The sequence below is a fragment of the Massilia oculi genome (genome assembly GCF_003143515.1).
Taxonomy (GTDB): Bacteria; Pseudomonadota; Gammaproteobacteria; order Burkholderiales; family Burkholderiaceae_D; genus Telluria; species Telluria oculi.
Genome location: NZ_CP029343.1, coordinates 3,039,678 through 3,059,388 on the forward strand (window position 1 = coordinate 3,039,678; position 19,711 = coordinate 3,059,388).

Below are 19,711 nucleotides of genomic sequence, written 5' to 3' on the forward strand. Positions count from 1 at the left end.
ACGCGGGAGCTCGAGCGTTGTAATGAGATTGAGCCACCCCGTCCGCGTTCCATCCTGGAGCATGTCATGACCCATCGCCTCATCCCTACCGCCGCCGTGTTCGCCCTGGCCGCGATTTCCACCTGCGCGCCCGCGCAGACCGTGCTGCAGACCGACCCGCCGGGGCAGATTGAGGCGACTGGCAACGGCGTCATGGAGACCGAGCCGCCGGGCCGGGTGGGCCGCGTGTCCCTCGTCCAGGGCCAGGTCGAGATCGGCGGAGACGTTGGCGCCGAGAGCAGCGCCGCCGTGGTCAACTGGCCGGTCACCACGCGCAACCTCGTCACGACCTCGCCCGGCGCCCGCACCGAGATCCGCATCGGCTCCACCTCGATCCGCCTGGATGGCGACAGCTCGCTCGAGTTCACCGAACTGGACGATGACCGCCTGCGCCTGCGCCTGCACTTCGGCAGCGCCAGCATCCGCGTCATGAACAGCGAGGTGGTGCCCGAGTTCGAGTTGCGCACGGCCCAGGCGACCGTGCGCCTGACCCAGCCGGGCCGCCTGCGTGTGGATGCCGACCGCGTGCCCGACACCAGCCTGGTGAGCGTGCTCGATGGCGAGGCCCAGGTCGACGGCGCCGGCGCCAGCCTCACCGTCCGCACCGGCCGCGCCGCCGAAGTGCGCGACGAGGACGTGCGTACGCAGCAGGCGCGGCGCGACGGATTCGACGACTGGGCCCTGACGCGCGACCAGACCCTGGTGGCCGAGCAGTCGTCGCGCCACATCGGCACCGAGATGACCGGCTACGAAGAGCTCGACCGCTACGGCAGCTGGAGCACCCACTCCGACTACGGCAGCCTGTGGACGCCGACCGTGGTGGCATCCGACTGGACGCCCTACCGCGACGGCCAGTGGAGCTATATCGCGCCCTGGGGCTGGACCTGGGTCGACAACGCGCCATGGGGCTATGCGCCCTTCCACTACGGCCGCTGGGTGCAGGTGCACAACCGCTGGGCCTGGGCCCCGGGCCGCCTCGAACGGCGGCCGGTATGGTCGCCGGCGCTGGTCGGCTGGGTCGGCGGCGGCAACTGGAGCGTCGGCTTCGCCTCGCACAACCTGCACGCGCATGGCTGGTATCCGCTCAGCCCCTACGACCGCTACGTGCCCGGCTATCGCCTGTCCAGCGAGCGCCTGCGGCGCCTGAACGACTGGCGCCACGCCACCCGCCGCGCGGCCCAGCAGCGGCCGGGGCACCTCGGACTGACCGTGGTGCCGCGCGAGCACTTCGGCGGCCGTGGGCCGGTGGTCGTGCCGCGCGCGCCGCGCCCCGACCGCCCGAACTTCGCGCTGCCGCGCGGACAGGGCAGCGCCCCGCCGCCGCCGCTGGTGGCGCGCGCCGACTGGAACCGCGGGAACGACGCGCGGCGCGAGCTGCTCGAGCGGCGCGAGGTACGCCAGCGCCTCGAGACCGGCCAGGTGACGCGCGACGGCTTCGTGCAGGATCGCCGCCTCGAGCCGGACCCGATGGCGCGCCAGCGCGAGAGCAACGAGCGCCTGTCGCGCGAGCGCATGCAGCAGCAAGAGCGCGTCGTGCGCCAGCAGGAAGAGCGCGACCGCATGCAGCGCGACCTGGACAACCGCATGCAGGCCGACCGCCTGGGTTTCGGGCGCCATGCCGAGCGCGAACGCGAGCAGCGCGAACGCATGCGCGAGCGCGCCGAACGCAGCCAGCAATTGCAGCAGCAGCGGCCGCCGGCCATGGCCACCAATCCGGCGCCGTCATTCTCGCGCCCCGAGCCGCGCCCGATGCCGCGGCCCGACGTGCGTCCGCCGCCGCAAATGGAGACCGCCCCGCCGCCGCGGCCCGCTCCGCCGCCGCAGATGGTCGCCCCGCCCGCGCCGCGCCCGCAATCTTCGACGCCCGCGTTCACGCCGCGCGGCGGCGGCGAGCAGCGCGCCCATACCAATGCGCGCGGCCAGCAGATACAGGAACGCTGAGGAAAACGCTGGCATTGGCTACAATGCGCATTTACACAGGATTAGTCATGGACCCGAAAGAATCCCTCATCGAATACCCGAGCGAATTCCCGATCAAGGTGATGGGCGCGACCCATATCGATTTCGCTCCCACCATTCTCGCGCTGGTGACCCAGCTGGATCCGACTTTCCATGAAGGCAAGCTGGAGTCCCGTCCTTCGGCCAAGGGCAACTATACCGGCCTGACCGTCACCGTCACCGCCACCAGCCGCGAGATGCTGGACGAGGTGTATCGCACCCTGTCGACCCACCCGATGGTCAAGATGGTCCTGTAAGGACGCATTGCCATATCGATAAGCGGCGGGCCGGACTGCCTGTTCGGCAGGCACGTCCCACCGCGCTGGCTTATAATGACGGGGCTGTCCATACTATGGCTTGACGCCTCGTTCCCGATTCCATGTCCTCGATTCGCTCAGCAACGCCGCTCGTCCGTGAACTCGGGCGGGCCGACTACGAACCCACCTTCGCCGCCATGCGCGCCTTCACCGACGCGCGCACGCCGGAGACCCGGGACGAATTGTGGATCGTCGAGCACCCGCCCGTGTTCACGCTGGGCCTGGGCGCCGATCCGGGCCACGTGCTGGCGCCGCAGGGCGTGCCGGTGGTCCAGACCGACCGCGGCGGCGAGGTCACTTACCATGGCCCGGGCCAGGTCGTGATCTACCTGTTGATGGACTTGCGCCGCAACAAGCCGGGCGGCAAGCTGTACGCGCGCCAATTTGTGGAAAAAATCGAACAGGCGGTGATCGATGTATTAGGGGCGTATAATCTGGCCGGTGAGCGCATCGCCGGCGCGCCCGGCATCTATATCGCCGAGGGTCCGCGCAAGGGCGCCAAGATCGCCGCGCTGGGCCTCAAGGTGCGCGGCAACGGCTGCACGTATCACGGCGTATCGCTGAACGTGGGCATGGACCTGGCTCCGTTCACCTGGATCAACCCGTGCGGCTATTCCGGGCTGGCCACGGTCGACATGCGCACCATGGGCGTCGAGGCGCCGCTGGCGGACGTCCAGCAGGCGCTGGCCCAGGCCCTGATCCTGCATCTCGGACAGCAGGTCGACCCGCAGATCGAACGCAGCCAAGTCCGAACCGAACAAACCAACTGACGCCCTTCTGGGGCAACGAGCCAAATGACTTCCGAAATCGACACCGGCATCGCCTCCGCATCCGCCTACAACGCCAGCGAAAAGCAGAAAGGCGCCAGCAAGACGTCGCGCATCCCGATCAAGATCGTGCCGATCGCGGACGTCGAGCGCCTGAAAAAGCCGGATTGGATCCGCGTCAAGGCTGCCACCGCCTCGTCGCGCTTCTACGAGATCAAGGACATCCTGCGCGCCAACAATCTGGTGACGGTGTGCGAGGAAGCCAGCTGCCCGAACATCGGCGAATGCTTCGGCAAGGGCACCGCGACCTTCATGATCATGGGCGACAAGTGCACCCGCCGCTGCCCGTTCTGCGACGTCGGCCACGGCCGCCCGGATCCGCTGGACGTCAATGAACCCGGCAACCTGGCCAAGACCATCGCCGACCTGCGCCTGTCCTACGTCGTGATCACCTCGGTCGACCGCGACGACCTGCGCGACGGCGGCGCCGGCCACTTCGTCGAGTGCATCCAGAAGACCCGCGCGCTGTCGCCGAACACCAAGATCGAAGTGCTGGTGCCCGATTTCCGCGGCCGCCTCGAAAAAGCGCTGAACATCTTCGCCGACGGCCTGCCTGACGTGATGAACCACAACCTGGAAACCGTGCCGCGCCTGTACAAGGAAGCGCGTCCGGGCGCCGATTACACGCACTCGCTGGTGCTGCTGCGCGACTTCAAGAAGATGTACCCGAACGCCGTCACCAAGTCGGGCCTGATGGTCGGCCTGGGCGAGACCGACGAAGAGATCCTGGAAGTCATGCGCGACATGCGCGAGCACGACATCGACATGCTCACCATCGGCCAGTACCTGGCGCCGACCAATTCGCACCTGCCGGTGCGCCGCTACGTGCACCCGGACACCTTCAAGATGTTCGAAGAAAAGGCCTATGAAATGGGCTTCGTGCACGCCGCCGTGGGCGCGATGGTGCGTTCGTCGTACCACGCCGACCAGCAGGCGCATAACGCGGGCGTCGCCGCCTAAGCCACCCCGGCCACCCTGGCCACCCTGGCTGCCCAGGCTGCCCAGGCTGCCCAGGCTGCCCAGGCTGCCCAGGCAGCCGTCCTGCCCAGCCGGCGACAGCGCGGCGGCCGAGCCGGCCGAAGCCACGATGCGTCCGTCCTGGACGTACAGCGCGTCGCTCCAGCCAGGGATGACGACGCTCAAGCCGCCCATGGCGCGCAGCGGGCCGGCTGCGACGGCGCACACCGCATGCGTGTACCAGGGCACGCCGAGCTCCGCCCGCTCGAGGGCGGACAGCCCGACTCCATCCTGTTCGACGTGCGCGGCCCTGGCCCGTACGCGGCCGGCCACGTGCCCGCGGCCCTGAACATGCCGCATGCGAAGCTGGTCGAGGCCAGGCTGCGCGACTATCCGATGGATACCCTGGTTGTCGTCCACTGCGCCGGGCCGCACTGCACCGGAGCGCACCGTGGCGCCGAGCGCCTGGCCCGGCTGGGGCGGCCGGTCGAGCTGACGATCGGCAGCGTCACGGGCTGACTGGATGAAGGATTCGCGCTGGCATCTGGTGCTGCAACTGGTTACGGATCAGGGACGCATACAGGCCGTCCGGCTGGCGCATCAATTCCGCATGCGAGCCCTGCTGGCGCACCACGCCGCCATCCATGACCACGATCCGGTCGGCCTTGGCGATCGTCGACAGGCGATGCGCGATGATGATCGTGGTGCGTCCCTGCATCAGGGTGTCGAGCGCGCTTTGCACCAGGCGTTCGCTGGCGGCGTCGAGCGCGCTGGTGGCTTCGTCCAGGATCAGGATGCCGGGGTCGCGCAGCAGCGCGCGCGCGATCGCGATGCGCTGTTTCTGTCCGCCCGACAGCTGCACCCCGCGTTCGCCCACCACGGTGTCGTAGCCCTGCGGGAATGCGGCGATGAAATCGTGGGCATGCGCCAGGCGCGCCGCGGCGACCAGTTCCTCGCGTGTCACCTCGCGTCCCGGCAGGGCGAAGGCGATGTTCTCGGCGATGGAGCCGGAAAACAGCGATGGCTCCTGCTCCACGATGGCGATGTGGCGCCGCACCGCGGCCAGGCCGATCTCGGCGGCGTCGACGCCGTCGAACAGGACCTGGCCGGCATCAAGCCGGTAGTGGCCGAGGATCAGGTTGGCGATGGTCGACTTGCCGGCGCCCGAGGGGCCGACCAGGGCGATTTTTTCGCCGGGCGCGATCTCCAGGTCGATGCCGTCCAGCGCCGTCATGCCGGGCCGCTCCGGATACGAGAAACGCACGCCGCGCAGCGCGATGGCGCCGTCGAGGCGGCTCCCGGTGTCGGTGGGCAGCGGCGGCTCGCCGTCGCGCAGCAGGGCGAAGATCCGGTCGGTGGCGCCCAGGGTGCGCATCCAGGAATTCCAGAACTCGGCCACCGAGCTCGCGGCATCGGTCGCCATGCTGGCATAGATGATGAAGGCGGTCAGCTCGCCGACCGAGAGGGCGCCCTGGGCGATCAGGTGCACGCCCAGGCACACCGTGAGCAACAGGGCCAGCAGGGTCAGGATCGACTGCAGGCCCTGGAACATGGCCATCCGGCCGGCATTGACTGTCGATACCGCGCAGATGCGGTCGGCCGCCCCGGCATACTTCGCGACAGCGCCAAGCTGCTGGTTGAACGCATGGATCAGGCGCACGTTGCTGAAGTATTCCTGGGCGGTCTTGCCGCCGTCGGCCATGCTGGCCTGCACCTCGCGCGAACGTTCGCGGTAGCTGGCGCCGGAGTGCTTGCCCAGCGCCAGGCTGGCCGGGATGAACAGGGCCAGTGGCAGGCTCAGGATCGGCGACAGATACAGCAGCATGGCCAGCCCGCCGAGGAACACGGTCAGCGAGCGCAGCATGTGGGCCGAACCCGCCGTCAGGCTCTCGTGCAGCGCCAGCACGTCGGCGCCCAGGCGGCTGGTCAGTTCGCCGACGTGATGACGGTCGTGGAAGGCGATCGGCTGGTGGATGATGGTGGCGAACAGGCGGCGCCGTACGCCGGCCACGATCCGGTAGCCGGCCGTGTGCATCAGGTAGAAGCGCGCCATCGAGGCTACCGCATACAGCACCACCAGCGCCAGCATCGCCAGCGCCAGGTACGAGGGAATGCCGTTCCTGAAACGGTCGAGGTTGTCGATGGCGTAGGCAATCGCCTTCGGAATCGCCAGCTCCAGGCCGACCGCCGCGACCATGCACGCCAGGCCGGCGGCGACGCGCCAGCGCACCGCGTGCACCAGGCGCAGGCGTTCGAGATGGGACTCCCACGTGGTCTTGCCGTCGGGCGCGCGGCTCATGCCGCGTTCTCCATACCGTCGGCGCCGGTGAGCTGCCGTTCCAGCGCGCGCCAGTCGGCATCGCCGATCAGTCCCGCCGCTTCGATCGTGCCTTGCGGGTCGACGAACAGATAGGCTGGCGAGGCCCGCAGTGGGTTGAGCAGCCGGTAATCGGCGCGCCCGAGGCGCAGGGTGTGCGATGCCAGTGCGGTGCCGCGCAGCAGGGATGCCAGGCGCCAGCGCGGCTCTTCGCTGACGATCGACATCGCCAGGCCGGCATCGCCGGCAAGCTCCACCAGCGACGCCAGGTGCGGAACCTTGGCGCGGCATTTCGGACATTGGCTGGACAGGAAGAGCAGCGCGCGCGCAGGGCCGGCCGCGCCGAGCGCCACCCGGCCGCCTCCGTCAAGCACCGTGGCGCGTATCGCGGGCAGCGTGTGGCCCGGCTGCAGCGTGACTGGCGGCGTCAAGGCGCGCAGCGCGCTGCGCCGCGCGGCCAGCGTCAGCTTGAGGTTGAGGGCGACCGCGAAGGCCAGCGCCGCCAGTACCAGTTGCAGCAGGTCGGCATCCATCAATGCTCCACGAGCAGATGGGCGACGTCGTGGAAGTCGATTGCCAGCACCGCCAGGATGGCGCCCAGGCCCGCGGCCAGGGCGCTGGATGCGGGTGGCACCCCGGCGCCGGCGGGCAGGGTCAGGAACAGGGCGATCGCGGTCACGATCAGGAGATTGCGCACCAGGTCGTATCCGGAAAGGTTGCGCTCGGCCTCGCCGAAGCAGCCGCAGCGCAAGGCGCCGTCGCGTTTCATGCGCCAGGCCAGCAGGATGGTGAATGCCGCGAACAGGGGAAGGGCGGCGGCCATGCCGAACCGGGCAAAGGGACCCAGCACCAGCGCCGCGAGCAGCAATTCGATGCCGACGATGGCAGGCGCCAGCAGAGCGCCTTGGCGCGGGGCGACCCCGAACGACGTCGCCAGGTTGTCGCGAAAGCGCGTGAAGGTGCGCAGCTTGCCGATGCAGGCGGCCAGCAGCACGAAGCCGATGAACCAGCGCAGGATGTCGGCGCCGAAGGCCGCGCTCATGCAGCGCGCTCCTCACGCCACAGCGGCGCCAGGCCGCCGGGACGGCGCCGGCGCACCCGCAGCGCGGCGCGTGTGGCGAGCACGGCGTCATTGAATTCATCATCGTCGCTGTCGCGAACGCCGCCCCCAACCGTGGCCTGCAGCAGCTTCGACAGCGGCCATGCCAGCCGCTCGAGCGCCTGGTCGCGTCGCACGCGCAGGCCGAGCCGCGCCAGCTCGTCCGGGCCGATTGCGTAATTGTGCGAATGGTAGGCCGACATCAGGTGCCGCACGATGGCCTGTCGCGCACCCGCCTCGAGGTCGGGACGCTGGAAGGCCAGCAATTCCTCTCCGATCGCGGCCAGCTCGCGCGTGGTGCGGTAGAAGGCGGTGAGCGAGGGCGGGAAGATGCTGTTGCACAGCAGGGCCAGGGATTCGGCGCGCGCGCTGTCACCCTCGATGCCGAACCAATCCTGCGCCATGTCGCCGAACCGCTCTATGTCCAGGCCGGAAAAGCTGCCGCCGCCGGCGCCGTCGAGCTGCGGATCGATCGGCGAGAACAGCGCCAGCTCGCCGGCCATGATTTCGTCGCCGCACAGGGTCAAGAGCGTGGCGGCCGATTCGCAATGGAAGGGCACGATGAAGGACAGCTGGTCGGCGCTGCGGCGCAGGAGCAGGGCGATGCGGCGCGCCGCATTGACCACGCCGCCGCGGCCATGCAGCACCACGTCCAGGCGCGGCGCGCGGCCGATTTCCTCGCAGGCGTCGTACAGTGCAGGCAGCAGCTCGATGTCGAGGTGGGACGCGGCCATCACCAGCACCTTGCTGTCGCGCTCGCGTTCGATGCGTGCGATATGCTCGCCCAAGTGGGCATGCGTCAGTTGCGGCATGCGGCTTCCTCGCATAGCAGGTCGGCGATCGCCTCGAGAATCGGCAGTGCCGGCACCAGCTCCTGCACGTAGAGGAACTGGCCAGCCGGGTTATTTTCGAGGAAAACGGTGTCGCCGCCGGGTGTCACGATCAGGTCGATGGCGCCATAGCTCAGCTCATAGCTGCGCACGAAGTCGATGCAGCGGCGGGCCACTTCAGGCGGCAGCGTGCAGGCCGTATAGCCGACAGGGGCCGACATGTCGCGCGAATCGATCATCGTGCGCGGGTCGTCCTGGGATGCGATCCGCGCGGCGAACACGCGTTCGCCCACCACGGTGACGCGCAGCTCGTAGTCCTTCGCGATGTATTCCTGGAAGTGACAGGGCAGTTCGGCGACCGCGTCCAGGTCGTCCAGCATGGCGTCATCGACCAGGGTGGTTCCCAATCCGCCGACGACGCGCTCGTGCGCCTCCATCTCGTCGCTCGCCAGCCTGGGCGTGGACAGGGACTTGAAAACGATCGGTCCCGGAATGCGGTCTCTGAACCGGCGTACTTCTTCGGGGCTGTTGGTAACGATCGAGGATGGCACCCGGAAGCCCATGCGGGCCGCACGCTTGAGTTGTTCGCCCTTCCACTGGGCGCCGCGCAATGCGCGCGGGTGGCTCATCCAGAAGCAGTCGAGGCTGTACAGGACGCCGAACAGCGCCTGCTCGGTCTCGTGCCGGGCATACGCGCGTTCCTGTGCGCCCAGGTCGTCGCTGCGATAGGCATAGTCGGCCGGCTTGCGGACCCATACCGCGCCAACCTGGTCCAGATCGATCCAGTCACCGCCCGGCAACGGGCGCAAGCGGTTGACGCAGTCGGTGCCGGTCAACGACTGGCACAGCTCGTAATCGCGTGGGAAGGCGTCGAGATCGAGCCGTATCGGCGCCGGACCGCGCTGGCGCAATAGCGGTACGATCGCATCGGCATGCAGGTCGCGGCTATGGGTGACGATCAGAACCCGTTTCATCGTAACCGATGTCGAGAGAGTGAAAAGAAAAAGGCCTTGCAGTTGCAAGGCCCTTGGGCTAGCCGGCGATCAGCAATACACGCCGTTGTCGACGCCGCGGTTCTGCGACCACCGCACGTTGAACTCCCCGGTCGGGTCGGTGCAGCCAGCGACGGACACGCCGTCGCGGACTTGCCATTGGGCAGCCGGCTTGGCCTCTTTCTCTTTTTTCTCGGCGAGCTTGAACGCGAACAGCTTGGTTTCTTTCTGGATCTGCATTACTGAATCCTCCGAAATAACAGCATTGAACCGCGATATGCCATCGACTGATGGCCACAAAATAGTAGGTTTCGCATTGAACCGCGTCAATGCGACGCGAATAGAACGCAGAACTGACGCCAAATTATGACGAGGTCATGATTCCTTACAGCGGGGTGAGCAGGCTGGCGCCGGCAGGCATGGAACGCTGTGCGATGCGCTTCCACGCTATAGTGGCGGCAAATCGACACACCGACCGCATTCATGACCGACCACCGAGATATCCCCCCTTCCGACAACACCGAACCTGACGACGCCTTCCTCGAGCGCGAGCTCGGCCTGGCCGCGCGCGGCATCGAGCTGGTCAAGCTGGAAGGCCGCGTCTTCCTGCGCTTCTCGGGCGAGGTGCGCTATGAAGGCTTGCGCGTGCCCTACCGCCTGGTGCCGGCGCGCGGCGTGCTGGCCAAGCCGAGCAAGTGGCGCAAGATGGACTTGCTGGCGCGGCGCGCGCTGATCGAAGAACGCACGGAAGAGGAAGACCTGCAGCGCCTGCACCTTGAAGCCGAGGAATTCGTGCGCGACATCGCCGGGGACGCCGACGAATTCGGCTGGGACCCGATGACTTTCCTCGACGTGCTCGATGAACTCGAAACTTCCGAGCCGGCCGAGTACGTGTTCCAGCGCATCTCGCAGCGCCTGACCCACGCGGCCGAGCGCGAAGAGGAAGAGCGCCACGCCGCGCGCACCAAGGAAAGCATCAACCTGGCCGAGTATCCGCGCTCGTTCGAGGTGGCCAGCCGCATGCAGCGCAAGTTCATCGCGCTGCTCGGGCCCACCAACTCGGGCAAGACCCACCGCGCGATGGAAGCGCTGGCCAAGGCCGGCAGCGGCGTCTATCTCGCGCCGCTGCGCCTGCTGGCGCTGGAGAACTACGAGCGCCTGCAGGCCGCGCGCCCGCATGGCGAGCCGATCAAGGTCAGCCTGATCACCGGCGAGGAGCGGCGCCTGGTGGAGGGCTCGACCCACGTCGCCAGCACGGTGGAGATGCTCGACACGAAGACGCCGGTGGAAGTCGCCGTGATCGACGAGATCCAGATGCTGGCCGACCGCGACCGCGGCGCGGCCTGGACCACCGCCGTGTGCGGCGCGCCGGCGAACGTCGTCTACCTGGTCGGCGCGGTGGAAGCGCGGCGCGCGATCGAGGCGCTGGCCGAACGCCTGGAGGTGCCGCTCGAAGTCCATGTGCTCAAGCGCATGGGGCCGCTGTCGATGGAGCCGACCAGCGTGCGCAAGCTGTCGAACCTGCGCCGCGGCGACGCCGTGATCTGCTTCTCGCGGCGCGAGGTCCTGATGTGGCGCGACATGATCACCGAAAAAGGCCTGTCGGTGGCGACGGTCTACGGCAACCTCTCGCCCGAGGTGCGCCGGGCCCAGGCCGAGCGCTTCCGCGAGGGACAGGCCGACATCGTGGTCGGCACCGACGCGCTGGCGATGGGGCTGAACATGCCGATCGCGCGCATCGTGATGACCACCACGGTCAAGTACAACGGCTATGAGGAAGAAGAGATTCCGGCGGCGCTGGCCAGGCAGATCGCGGGCCGGGCAGGGCGCTATGGCGTGCACGAGGAAGGATTCGTCGCCGGCTACGACGACGACACCCACCAGGTGATGCGCGCGCTGATGAAGGAAAAGATCCCGCCGGTGGCCGCCACCGGCTTCGCGGTCGCGCCGTCGCTCGAACAGCTGCACCGCATCGCGGCGGTGACCGGCGAGACCTCGCTGGTCAAGCTCCTGAAACGCTTCGTGCACAATATCGACGTGCCGGATGGCTTCTTTTATCCGCGCATTACCGAGGAGCAGAACGAGCGCGCCGCATGGCTCGACACGCTGCCGCTGTCGGTGGCCGAGAAATTCATGCTGTCGCTGGTGCCGATCTCGAGCCGCGTGCCGGTGCTGCAAAGCGCCTGGGAGCACTGGGCGCTGTCGCTGGCCAAGAAGAAGGTGGTCAAGCTGCAGCCGCATCCGAATCCGCAGCACCTGCTTTATATGAACCTGCAGGAAGTCGAGGATACCTGCCGCGTGTATTCGGCCTATGCCTGGCTGGGCTACCGCGAGCCGGAATACTTCCCGAGCATCGCGCTGGCCCAGGAGCTGGCGCGCGAGGCGGCGGAGCGGGTCGATGCGGTGCTGCAGCAGCAGAATTCGGCGGCGCGCAAGCGGCAGGGGAGCAAGCAGGGAGGCCGGCCGGGCGGCAAGCCGGGCAATAGGCAGGGTGGTGGCAAGCGGCGTTGAGCGCGGTCTACTAGAAGCATCACTCGAACCAGGTGGGCGTTCCCGGTGTACGATGCCGTTCTTTACAACAACATCGAGACACGCGTGAATACCAAGTACACCCCGGAAGCCTTCAACGAATTCGGCGCCAAGTTCCTCCCTGGCCACCTGGGCATCCGCATTACTGAAGTCGGCCCCGGCAAGCTGTCCGCCGAAATGAAGGTCGAGCCGCAGCTGCTGGCGCCCAATGGCTATCTGCATGCCGGCAGCGTGGTCACCCTGGCCGACACCTGCGCCGGCTACGGCTGCGTCAGCAACCTGCCGGAAGGCGCGCAGAACTTCACCACCATCGAACTGAAATCGAACCACCTCGGCACCGCGCGCGAAGGCACCTTGGCGTGCACGGCGACTGCGGTCCACCTGGGCCGCACCACGCAGGTGTGGGACGCCACCGTCACGGACCAGGCCAGCGGCAAGACCATCGCCCTGTTCCGCTGCACCCAGATGATCCTGTATCCGAAAGCCTGAGGCTTATCCAGCCAGTTCCTTCTCGATCAGCTTGTGCACGGCCGCGAAATCGGGCTCGCCCACATAGGTCTTGAGGATGCGGCCCTGCTTGTCGATCAGGAAGGTGGTCGGGGTCAGGGTGACGTCGCCGAACTGGCGCGCGATGTCGCCGGCCGAATCCAGCGCCACCTTGAACGGCAGCTGGCGCTGCTCGGCGAAGTTCAGCACGTAGTCGGGGCGGTCGTACTGCATCGCGACGGCGACGAATTCCAGGCCCTGGTCCTTGTACTTGTTGTAGGTCGCGACCATGTCCGGCATCTCCTTGACGCAGGTGACGCAGGAAGTGGCCCAGAAGTTGACCATCACGACCTTGCCGCGCAAGGATTCGGTGCTGATCTTTTCACCGGCGATGCTGATGAAGGTGACGTCGGGCGCCTGCGTGGTGCTGCTCAGCGAGGCGTAGCCGATGCCGGCCAGGGCGAGCACCACGGCGCCGATGGCGGCGGGCTTGAACCAGGAACGGGTAGCGGATGAATGCGTGGGAGCGGTCATGGTCGATCGATATGAAAAAGCGGCAGGACCATTATAGTCCTGCCGCTTTTTGTGGGCTGATGAGGGCCTTGTTTAGTCCAGCGAAGCCTGCACGGGGCTGTTCTGCCGCACGCGTGGATCTTCTTCGTTGATGTATTCAAAGATCTTCACCACGCGGGTCACGCCCGAGACGCCCTTGGCGACGTCGGCGGCGATATTGCCTTCGCGCGGGGTGACGAGGCCCATCAGGTAGACCACGCCGCGTTCGGTGGTGACCTTGAACGAGATCGCCGACACGGTCTTCATGTCGACCAGGCTGGCCTTGACCTTGGTGGTGATCAGGGCGTCGTTCGAGCGCGAGGTGTAGCTCGACGAGCCGGAAACCTGCAGCTCGTTGATGACCGATACCACGTTGGCGATCTTGCGCACTTCGCGCTCGGCAGCCTGCTTCATCGCTTCGTCGCGCACTTCGCCGGTCAGCAGCACGCGGCGGTTGAAGCTGGTGACGTTGACGTTGCCGGCGTCGCCGGTGATCTTGCGCATTTCGAGCTCGGCCTTGACCGTGATCGACTTGTCCTCGGTCTGGGCGCCCAGCGTGCGGCGGTCGACCGTCGACACGGCGCCCGCCACGCCGGCGCCGACCACCAGGCCGAAGCAGCCCGACAGCGAGGCGGCCAGGGCAGTGCCCAGTACGATCTTGGTCAACAGCGTCTTGTTCAGCAGCGCGGCCATGGGCCGGCGGGTGTTACGCATTCTCGTCTCCTCCGAACAGCGCGACGTCGATGCCGTCGCAGATGCAGTGAATGGCGCACAGATGGACTTCCTGGATGCGCGCGGTGCGTGCATGCGGGACGTTGATGTGCACGTCGGCGTCGGTCAGCAGCTTGCCCAGCTGGCCGCCGTCCTTGCCGGTGAAGGCCACGATGCGCATCTCGCGCTCCAGGGCCGCCTCGACCGCGGCCAGCACATTGGCCGAGTTGCCCGAGGTCGAAATCGCCAGCAGGATGTCGCCCGCCTGGCCGAATGCCTGCACCTGCTTCGAGAAGATTTCCTTGAAGCTGTAGTCGTTGCCGACCGCGGTCAGGATCGAGGTGTCGGTGGTCAGGGCGATCGCCGGCAGCGGGAAGCGCTCCCGCTCGAACCGGCCGACCAGCTCGGCCGCGAAGTGCTGGCAGTCGGCGGCCGAGCCGCCGTTGCCGCAGGCCAGGATCTTGTTGCCGTTGGAGAGGGCGCTGAACATGAGTTCTACCGCCGCCGAAATGGAAGGAGCCAGGGTGGCGGCCGACTTCACCTTCAGGTCGGCGCTCTCCTGAAAGTGAGCGAGGATGCGTTGAGTATTCATAGCCGAGGATTATAGTGCAGCGGCAACCCCACCTGAGCAAGCGCAGTAAAAATTGCTTACACTTCAATGATGTTCCGCAACCATTCAATGTGCTCGCCATCGATGGCGACCAGGTCGAAACGGCAGGGAGGAATGATGGGAAAACGCAACAGATAGACTTGCGCCGCACAGACCAGGCGGCGGATCTTGGCAGGGGTGATGCTGGCGGCCGCGCCGCCGTGTCTGCGGTCGGCGCGCTGGCGCACTTCGACGAACACCAGGGTTGCGCCATGGCGCATGATCAGGTCGATCTCGCCGCCTTTGCAGCGAAAATTCTCCTCGACCCGGGCCAGTTGATGGCGTTTTAAATAGTCGAGTGCGGCGCGTTCCCATTCCCGGCCCTGGGCCTGCCTTCTGGACAGGCGCAAGGGCCACATGTCATAAACCGGTCGCGACCGGTTCGAACACGCGGCGCGGTGGCGGCACACTGTCGCCGCCGGCGTCGTCGGTGAGGATTTGTTCGGTCGGGCCGTTGTCGCGCACCACGACGCCGGTCTCGACGCGGCGGAAGGCACGCGAATGTTGACCACTGAGTTGGCCCATGTTCACCGACAGGCGGCCGGTAACGCCATCGAGTTCGAACGAGCCGGTCGGACGCTGCGCCAGTTCGCGCGCGATGCGGAAGGCGTCGATGCCGAGCGCGTACAGGCGCTGCGGGTCGAGCCCCTGGCTGCCGGCGCTCCAGCGCGGATAGCCGGCGACGGCCGGATGGTCGGGCTGCACGGTCCAGGGCAGGTCGAGGAAGCGCACGCCGACCAGTTCGGCCGGCACGCCGGACGTGTCGAGGCCCGGGTTGACCGAGGCGGTGCCATAGGTTGGCAGCGAGGTGCCGATCGCCATGCGCACCTGGCGCAGGCCGTTGGCGTCGAGCGCGGCGTAGACCAGCTGCGGCGGTTCGGCCGACAGACGCGCGCGCAGCTCGGCCAGCGCATTGCCGTCGACGTAGCCGCCTTCGGCCGGCAGTTCGACCGTGGCGTGCGTGCGGCCGAGTTCTGCCCAGCGCTGGCTGAAGGCGCCCGACAGGCGTTGCTGCCAGGCGGCGCGGCCGGTGAGCACCAGGGCCTGGCCGATGGGCTGTTCGCTGGCGGCCCACTCGGCCACCTGGCGCGCCTCGTCCTCGAGCGACAGGCCGATCACCAGCATCTGGCGCGGCAGCGGGGAATTGACTTGCGGGTGGTTCAGGGCGATGGTCGGCTTGTTGACCGCGCCGCTGGTGGCCAGCGACGCCACGGCGGAACGCGCCAGCGGGCCGACCACGATATCGTTCTGTTCGGCCGCGCTGCGGTAGGCGTCGAGCACCGCCTGCGCCGAGTCGCCGGTGGGCACCAGGTTGACGGTGATGCCCTCGCGCTGCTGTTCGTGGGCGGCCATGAAGCCGGCGCGCACCGCTTCGGCCGGCTGGGCCAGCGCCTGCGAGTCGAGCGGCAGCAGCAGCGCCACACGCATGGCCGGGCCGCTGTAGGGCGCCGACGATGGCGCCGCGGCGCGCGGGCTGCCGCCGGCGCTCGGCGGCAGCTCGACCGGATTGGTCTGTACGCCACTTTCGTCACGCGGCGGCGGCGTGTAAGCTGGCGCCGGCGGCGGCGCATTCGTTACCGGCGCCCCGGCACTGCACACGCCACCCGGCATGCCGCAACCGGTATCGGGAGGCAATGGCGTGCTGCCGCAACCGGCTAACAGCGTAAATACGGCGGCCGCGAGCAAGCCCGGTAGATTTTTTTTCTTCAGCATCGGAACCCTTTATGACAGATCAGCAGACCATCGACATCGCCCGACTTCCCGTCATGGGCGAGGCGGCCCAGCAGTCCTATCCTACCGCAACGCTGTATGTCGTGGCTACTCCGATCGGCAACGTCACCGACATCACCCTGCGCGCCTTGCACCTGCTGGCGCTGGCCGACGTGGTCGCCTGCGAGGACACGCGCAAGACCGGCGCACTGCTGCAGCGCTTCGGCCTCTCCCAGCCGACCATCGCCGCGCACCAGCACAACGAGCGTGAAGTGGCCGACAAGATCGTCGAGCGGCTGCGCGCCGGACAGCGCGTGGCGCTGGTGTCCGACGCCGGCACGCCCGGCGTGTCCGATCCCGGTTCGCGCATCGTCGACGCGGTGCGCAATGCCGGCCTGAACGTGGTGCCGCTGCCCGGCCCCTCGGCCGCGATCGCGGCGCTGTCGGCCAGCGGCCTGGTGAACGACCGTTTTCACTTCGTCGGCTTCCTGCCGGCCAAGGCCAAGGGCCGCGAGGCGGCGCTGGCGCCGCTGGCGCGCGAGACCTCGACCCTGGTGTTCTATGAGGCGCCGCACCGCATCATCGATTGCGTCGAGGCGCTGGCGGCGGCGTTCGAGCCGACCCGGCAGGTGGTGTTCGCCCGCGAGCTGAGCAAGATGTTCGAGGAAGTGCATCGCTGCGAGCTGAAGGATGCGCTGGCTTGGGTGAAAGCCGACCAGCATCGCGAGCGCGGCGAATTCGTGGTGCTGGTGGCGGGGGCGGTCGAGGCGACCGATGCGGAGGATGCGGAGGCCGAGCGCATCTTGCAGATCCTCCTGGGCGAGTGCAGCGTGAAGCAGGCGGCCAACCTGGCGGCGCAGATTACCGGACGCAAGAAGAATGCGCTCTACGAACGTGCGCTCCAGATCAAGGGCGAATGACGGGTCACCACTTGCATCCCGAATCTTTCTTGTCCATCAATAAATAAATCGGCGCCAGCAGCCCGCCTGGAATTCCGTCCTTGCAGTCGCGCCGCTTGGCTTCGCGGATGCCGCGCGCCAGCTTCGATTCGGTCTGCAACGCCGGTTCGGGGAATTGCGCCAGCGCCGTGCCTTCTTTCGACGGGTCGCGCAGGTGGGCATTCGCGCGCGCCACCTCGCGCGCCGCGTTCATGTCGAACTTCGGCGCCGGCTCAGTGGTTTCTTCCTGCTGCACAACGAATGGATCCGGGGCGGCGCTAGCGCTTTCCGGAACGGCGATCACGGCTTGCGGTGGCGCCGGCCGGGTCGTGCGTGGTGCAGTGGGGGCGCTCGGGGCTGGCGCTGCCGGACGAACGATTTCCGGCTCGGATGGCGGCGGCGGCGGCGGCGCTTGAGGGGCGATCATGACGGAGAGCACCGTCGGCTCGGCCGGCCCGGTCGCCATGGTCTTGAAGGTCGTATTCCGGTACGCCAGCAGGAACAATGCATGCACCGCGATCGATACCGCGACGCCGATGACGATGCGCCGGTTGCCGCGTTGCAGGCTGACCGGCTCGCCAAAGTTCAGAGCCATATGCATGAAATACATACCTCAACTTAACTTTAGAAAAGTCTTACACGCTATTTTGCAACGAAAACTTGACCAGGTCACGCGAAACCGATATGATCTCGCTTCTTCGGAGTGTAGCGCAGCCCGGTAGCGCACCTGGTTTGGGACCAGGGGGTCCAAGGTTCGAATCCTTGTACTCCGACCAGTATCAAGAAAAAAGCCGACAACGTGAGTTGTCGGCTTTTTTCGTTGTGGGGCGCCATCCGCCCCGACGATTCATCCGGCGCGCTTGGCTGCGATCGCATTCCCGGCGCGGCTGATGCTCTTGCGGCCCAGCTGCTGCGAGATGAACAGCCCGGCATCGACCACCTGGTCGAGATCGACGCCGGTCTCGATGCCCAGCCCCTGCATCAGGTACAGCACGTCCTCGGTCGCCACGTTGCCGGTCGCGCCCTTGGCATAGGGGCAGCCGCCCAGGCCGGCCACCGAGGAGTGGAAGATTGCCACGCCGATTTCCATCGCCGCATAGATATTGGCCAGCGCCTGGCCGTAGGTGTCGTGGAAGTGGCCGGCCAGTTGCGCGATCGGGAATTCCCGCGCTGCGCGCAGCATCACGGCCTGCGTCTTGCGGGCGGTCGAGACGCCGATCGTGTCGGCGATGTCGATCTCGTCGCAACCCAGGTCGCGCATGCGCGCCACCACGTCGCCGACGGCATCCAGCGGCACCTCGCCCTGGTAGGGGCAGCCGAAGGCCGTGCTGATCGAGCCGCGCAGGCGCAGGCCCTGTTCCTTCGCCGCGCGCGCCACCGGCTCGAAGCGGGCGATCGACTGGGCGATCGAGCAGTTGATGTTCTTTTGCGAGAAGGCTTCGGAGGCCGCGCCGAACACGACCACCTCGTCGGCCCCGCCGGCCAGGGCGGCCTCGAAGCCCTGCATATTCGGCACCAGCGCCGAGTAGATGGTGCCGGGCCGGCGCTCGATCCGCGCCAGCACCTCGGCGCTGGTCGCCATCTGCGGCACCCATTTCGGCGAGACGAAGGCGGCCGCCTCCACGTTGACGAAGCCGGCGCGCGCCAGGCGTTCGACCAGTTCGACTTTGACGTCGGCGCTCAGCGCTTCCTTCTCGTTCTGCAGCCCGTCGCGCGGGCCGACTTCGACGATTTTTACTTTCGCAGGCAGGGAGCTCTGGTGGGTCATGTCAGTATCCAAGTTGGCGGTCGACCAGGTCGTCGACCGGTTGGCCGTCTTCCAGCGCACCGATCTTGTCGGCGATCTGGCGCACGGCGTCGAGGCGCATGGTGAGCGCCGAGATGTGCGGGGTGAGGGCGATGCGCGGTTCGTTCCAGAACGGATGCGGGGCCGGCAGCGGCTCATGGCGGAACACGTCGAGCGTGGCGCCGGCGATGTGCCCCGAGCGGATCAGGGTCATCAGGTCGGGCTCGGCCAGGATGGCGCCGCGCGAGACGTTGATCAGGTAGGCGCCGGGCGCCAGCTTGCCCAGCCGGTGGCGGTCGAGCAGGTTGGTCGTGTCCGCGGTCAGTGGCAGCAGGCAGACCAGCACCCGCGTGCCATGCAGAAAGTCGTCGAGCTGCTCCATGCCGGCATAGGTCGGCAGGCCGGGGATGTCCTTGGGGCTGCGGCTCCAGCCGCGCACCGGGAAGCCGAAATGGCGCATCGCCTCGACCACCGGCATGCCAAGCTTGCCCAGTCCCATGACGCCGATCGTGAACGAGTCTTTCGGATGCTGGGGCAGTGGATTCCAGGCGCCGTGGCGCGCCTGCTGTTCGTATTCGTCGAAGCGCCTGAAGTAACGCAGCACGGCGTGCGCCACGTACTCGGCCATCTGCACGCCCATGCCGGCGTCGCCCAGGCGCACCAGCGGCACGCGCGGCAGCGTCTCGCCGAACTTGAGCACGGCGTCGACGCCGGCGCCCATCAGGAAGATCGCCTTGACCTCGTCCAGCTGCGCCAGCAGGCCGGGCGCCGGGTTCCACAATACCGCGTAATCACAGGGGGGCAATAGCTGGCCCTCCTTCCAGGTGACCGTCTCGACGCCTGGCATCACGGCCGAGAACTCGCGTTCCCACGGCTCGATGACGCCATCGCCCCGGTACAGGACAATGCGCATGTCTCCCCCTCGTTTTTGTCAGGGTGGTTCTGGCACCTCGAAGAAACTGCTGCCGCTCGCG

Annotated in this window: 22 protein-coding genes and 1 tRNA gene; 9 read left to right on the forward strand and 14 right to left on the reverse strand. The window is 67.5% G+C overall.

From position 1 onward, the window contains the following. Positions 1 to 66 precede the first annotated feature (66 nt). The 5 genes from DIR46_RS13950 (at position 67) to DIR46_RS13975 (ending at position 4,657) form a co-directional block, all read left to right on the forward strand. A complete protein-coding gene (locus DIR46_RS13950; protein WP_109345766.1) occupies positions 67 to 1,980 on the forward strand; it encodes a DUF6600 domain-containing protein in 1,914 nt (637 codons plus the stop codon). A gap of 47 nt (positions 1,981 to 2,027) precedes the next feature. Further along, positions 2,028 to 2,294 (forward strand): DUF493 family protein, encoded by a 267-nt coding sequence (locus tag DIR46_RS13955; RefSeq protein WP_109345767.1) that lies wholly within the window; start codon positions 2,028 to 2,030, stop codon positions 2,292 to 2,294. Between the two features lie 122 nt (positions 2,295 to 2,416). Beyond that, on the forward strand, positions 2,417 to 3,124 hold the full coding sequence (gene lipB / locus DIR46_RS13960; RefSeq protein ID WP_109345768.1) for a lipoyl(octanoyl) transferase LipB: 708 nt from the start codon (positions 2,417 to 2,419) through the stop codon (positions 3,122 to 3,124). A 24-nt stretch (positions 3,125 to 3,148) separates the two neighbouring features. Continuing rightward, positions 3,149 to 4,141, forward strand: coding sequence for a lipoyl synthase (gene lipA / locus DIR46_RS13965; protein WP_109345769.1), 993 nt, complete (start codon positions 3,149 to 3,151; stop codon positions 4,139 to 4,141). Between the two features lie 138 nt (positions 4,142 to 4,279). Further along, positions 4,280 to 4,657, forward strand: a complete 378-nt coding sequence (locus tag DIR46_RS13975; RefSeq protein WP_370659975.1) for a rhodanese-like domain-containing protein — start codon at positions 4,280 to 4,282, stop codon at positions 4,655 to 4,657. On the opposite strand, the gene DIR46_RS13980 is transcribed toward DIR46_RS13975, so the two are convergent. The 6 genes from DIR46_RS13980 to DIR46_RS14005 all read right to left on the reverse strand — a co-directional run bounded on the left by DIR46_RS13980 (position 4,647) and on the right by DIR46_RS14005 (position 9,616). Further along, entirely contained in the window at positions 4,647 to 6,437 is a 1,791-nt protein-coding gene (locus tag DIR46_RS13980; protein ID WP_205288979.1) for an ABC transporter ATP-binding protein, read from the reverse strand. The genes DIR46_RS13975 and DIR46_RS13980 overlap by 11 nt on opposite strands. After that, entirely contained in the window at positions 6,434 to 6,991 is a 558-nt protein-coding gene (locus DIR46_RS13985; RefSeq protein WP_162819512.1) for a hypothetical protein, read from the reverse strand. The genes DIR46_RS13980 and DIR46_RS13985 overlap by 4 nt, the downstream gene beginning before the upstream one ends. Then, on the reverse strand, positions 6,988 to 7,497 hold the full coding sequence (locus DIR46_RS13990; RefSeq protein WP_109345772.1) for a MauE/DoxX family redox-associated membrane protein: 510 nt from the start codon (positions 7,495 to 7,497) through the stop codon (positions 6,988 to 6,990). The genes DIR46_RS13985 and DIR46_RS13990 overlap by 4 nt, the downstream gene beginning before the upstream one ends. After that, positions 7,494 to 8,366 carry an SDH family Clp fold serine proteinase gene (locus DIR46_RS13995; RefSeq protein ID WP_109345773.1) on the reverse strand — a complete coding sequence of 291 codons (873 nt, stop codon included), beginning with the start codon at positions 8,364 to 8,366 and terminating at the stop codon, positions 7,494 to 7,496. Before DIR46_RS13995 ends, DIR46_RS13990 begins: the two co-directional genes overlap by 4 nt. Beyond that, the gene (locus DIR46_RS14000; RefSeq protein WP_109345774.1) at positions 8,354 to 9,358 is read right to left on the reverse strand and encodes an ATP-grasp domain-containing protein; all 1,005 of its coding nucleotides are present in this window, start codon (positions 9,356 to 9,358) and stop codon (positions 8,354 to 8,356) included. Before DIR46_RS14000 ends, DIR46_RS13995 begins: the two co-directional genes overlap by 13 nt. A 69-nt stretch (positions 9,359 to 9,427) precedes the next feature. After that, on the reverse strand, positions 9,428 to 9,616 hold the full coding sequence (locus DIR46_RS14005; protein ID WP_109345775.1) for a hypothetical protein: 189 nt from the start codon (positions 9,614 to 9,616) through the stop codon (positions 9,428 to 9,430). A gap of 243 nt (positions 9,617 to 9,859) precedes the next feature. On the opposite strand from DIR46_RS14005, the gene DIR46_RS14010 reads away from it, so the two are divergent. Then, a complete protein-coding gene (locus DIR46_RS14010; RefSeq protein ID WP_109345776.1) occupies positions 9,860 to 11,887 on the forward strand; it encodes a helicase-related protein in 2,028 nt (675 codons plus the stop codon). Between the two features lie 84 nt (positions 11,888 to 11,971). Then, on the forward strand, positions 11,972 to 12,394 hold the full coding sequence (locus tag DIR46_RS14015) for a PaaI family thioesterase (protein ID WP_229446256.1): 423 nt from the start codon (positions 11,972 to 11,974) through the stop codon (positions 12,392 to 12,394). Between the two features lie 3 nt (positions 12,395 to 12,397). On the opposite strand, the gene DIR46_RS14020 is transcribed toward DIR46_RS14015, so the two are convergent. The 5 genes from DIR46_RS14020 to DIR46_RS14040 form a co-directional block, all read right to left on the reverse strand. Beyond that, positions 12,398 to 12,925, reverse strand: coding sequence for a TlpA disulfide reductase family protein (locus tag DIR46_RS14020; RefSeq protein WP_109345778.1), 528 nt, complete (start codon positions 12,923 to 12,925; stop codon positions 12,398 to 12,400). 72 nt (positions 12,926 to 12,997) lie between these two features. Beyond that, entirely contained in the window at positions 12,998 to 13,657 is a 660-nt protein-coding gene (locus tag DIR46_RS14025) for a BON domain-containing protein (RefSeq protein ID WP_109345779.1), read from the reverse strand. After that, positions 13,650 to 14,246 (reverse strand): phosphoheptose isomerase, encoded by a 597-nt coding sequence (locus DIR46_RS14030; protein ID WP_109345780.1) that lies wholly within the window; start codon positions 14,244 to 14,246, stop codon positions 13,650 to 13,652. The genes DIR46_RS14025 and DIR46_RS14030 overlap by 8 nt, the downstream gene beginning before the upstream one ends. Positions 14,247 to 14,302: 56 nt before the next feature. Then, positions 14,303 to 14,662, reverse strand: a complete 360-nt coding sequence (locus tag DIR46_RS14035; protein ID WP_109345781.1) for a YraN family protein — start codon at positions 14,660 to 14,662, stop codon at positions 14,303 to 14,305. Position 14,663: 1 nt separating this feature from the next. Then, entirely contained in the window at positions 14,664 to 16,016 is a 1,353-nt protein-coding gene (locus DIR46_RS14040) for a penicillin-binding protein activator (protein WP_109345782.1), read from the reverse strand. 11 nt (positions 16,017 to 16,027) lie between these two features. On the opposite strand from DIR46_RS14040, the gene rsmI reads away from it, so the two are divergent. Further along, positions 16,028 to 16,933: a 16S rRNA (cytidine(1402)-2'-O)-methyltransferase gene (gene rsmI / locus DIR46_RS14045; protein ID WP_109345783.1), complete on the forward strand. Its 906-nt coding sequence runs from the start codon at positions 16,028 to 16,030 to the stop codon at positions 16,931 to 16,933. Positions 16,934 to 16,937: 4 nt separating this feature from the next. On the opposite strand, the gene DIR46_RS14050 is transcribed toward rsmI, so the two are convergent. Beyond that, complete coding sequence (locus DIR46_RS14050; RefSeq protein ID WP_162819513.1) at positions 16,938 to 17,552, reverse strand: hypothetical protein; 615 nt, start codon at positions 17,550 to 17,552, stop codon at positions 16,938 to 16,940. Between the two features lie 98 nt (positions 17,553 to 17,650). Between DIR46_RS14050 and DIR46_RS14055 the strand changes: the two genes are divergently transcribed. After that, positions 17,651 to 17,727, forward strand: a tRNA-Pro gene (locus DIR46_RS14055). A 71-nt stretch (positions 17,728 to 17,798) separates the two neighbouring features. On the opposite strand, the gene DIR46_RS14060 is transcribed toward DIR46_RS14055, so the two are convergent. Continuing rightward, positions 17,799 to 18,719: a hydroxymethylglutaryl-CoA lyase gene (locus DIR46_RS14060; RefSeq protein ID WP_109345785.1), complete on the reverse strand. Its 921-nt coding sequence runs from the start codon at positions 18,717 to 18,719 to the stop codon at positions 17,799 to 17,801. Between the two features lies 1 nt (position 18,720). Next, the gene (locus tag DIR46_RS14065) at positions 18,721 to 19,650 is read right to left on the reverse strand and encodes a 2-hydroxyacid dehydrogenase (protein WP_109345786.1); all 930 of its coding nucleotides are present in this window, start codon (positions 19,648 to 19,650) and stop codon (positions 18,721 to 18,723) included. Between the last annotated feature and the right edge of the window lie 61 nt (positions 19,651 to 19,711).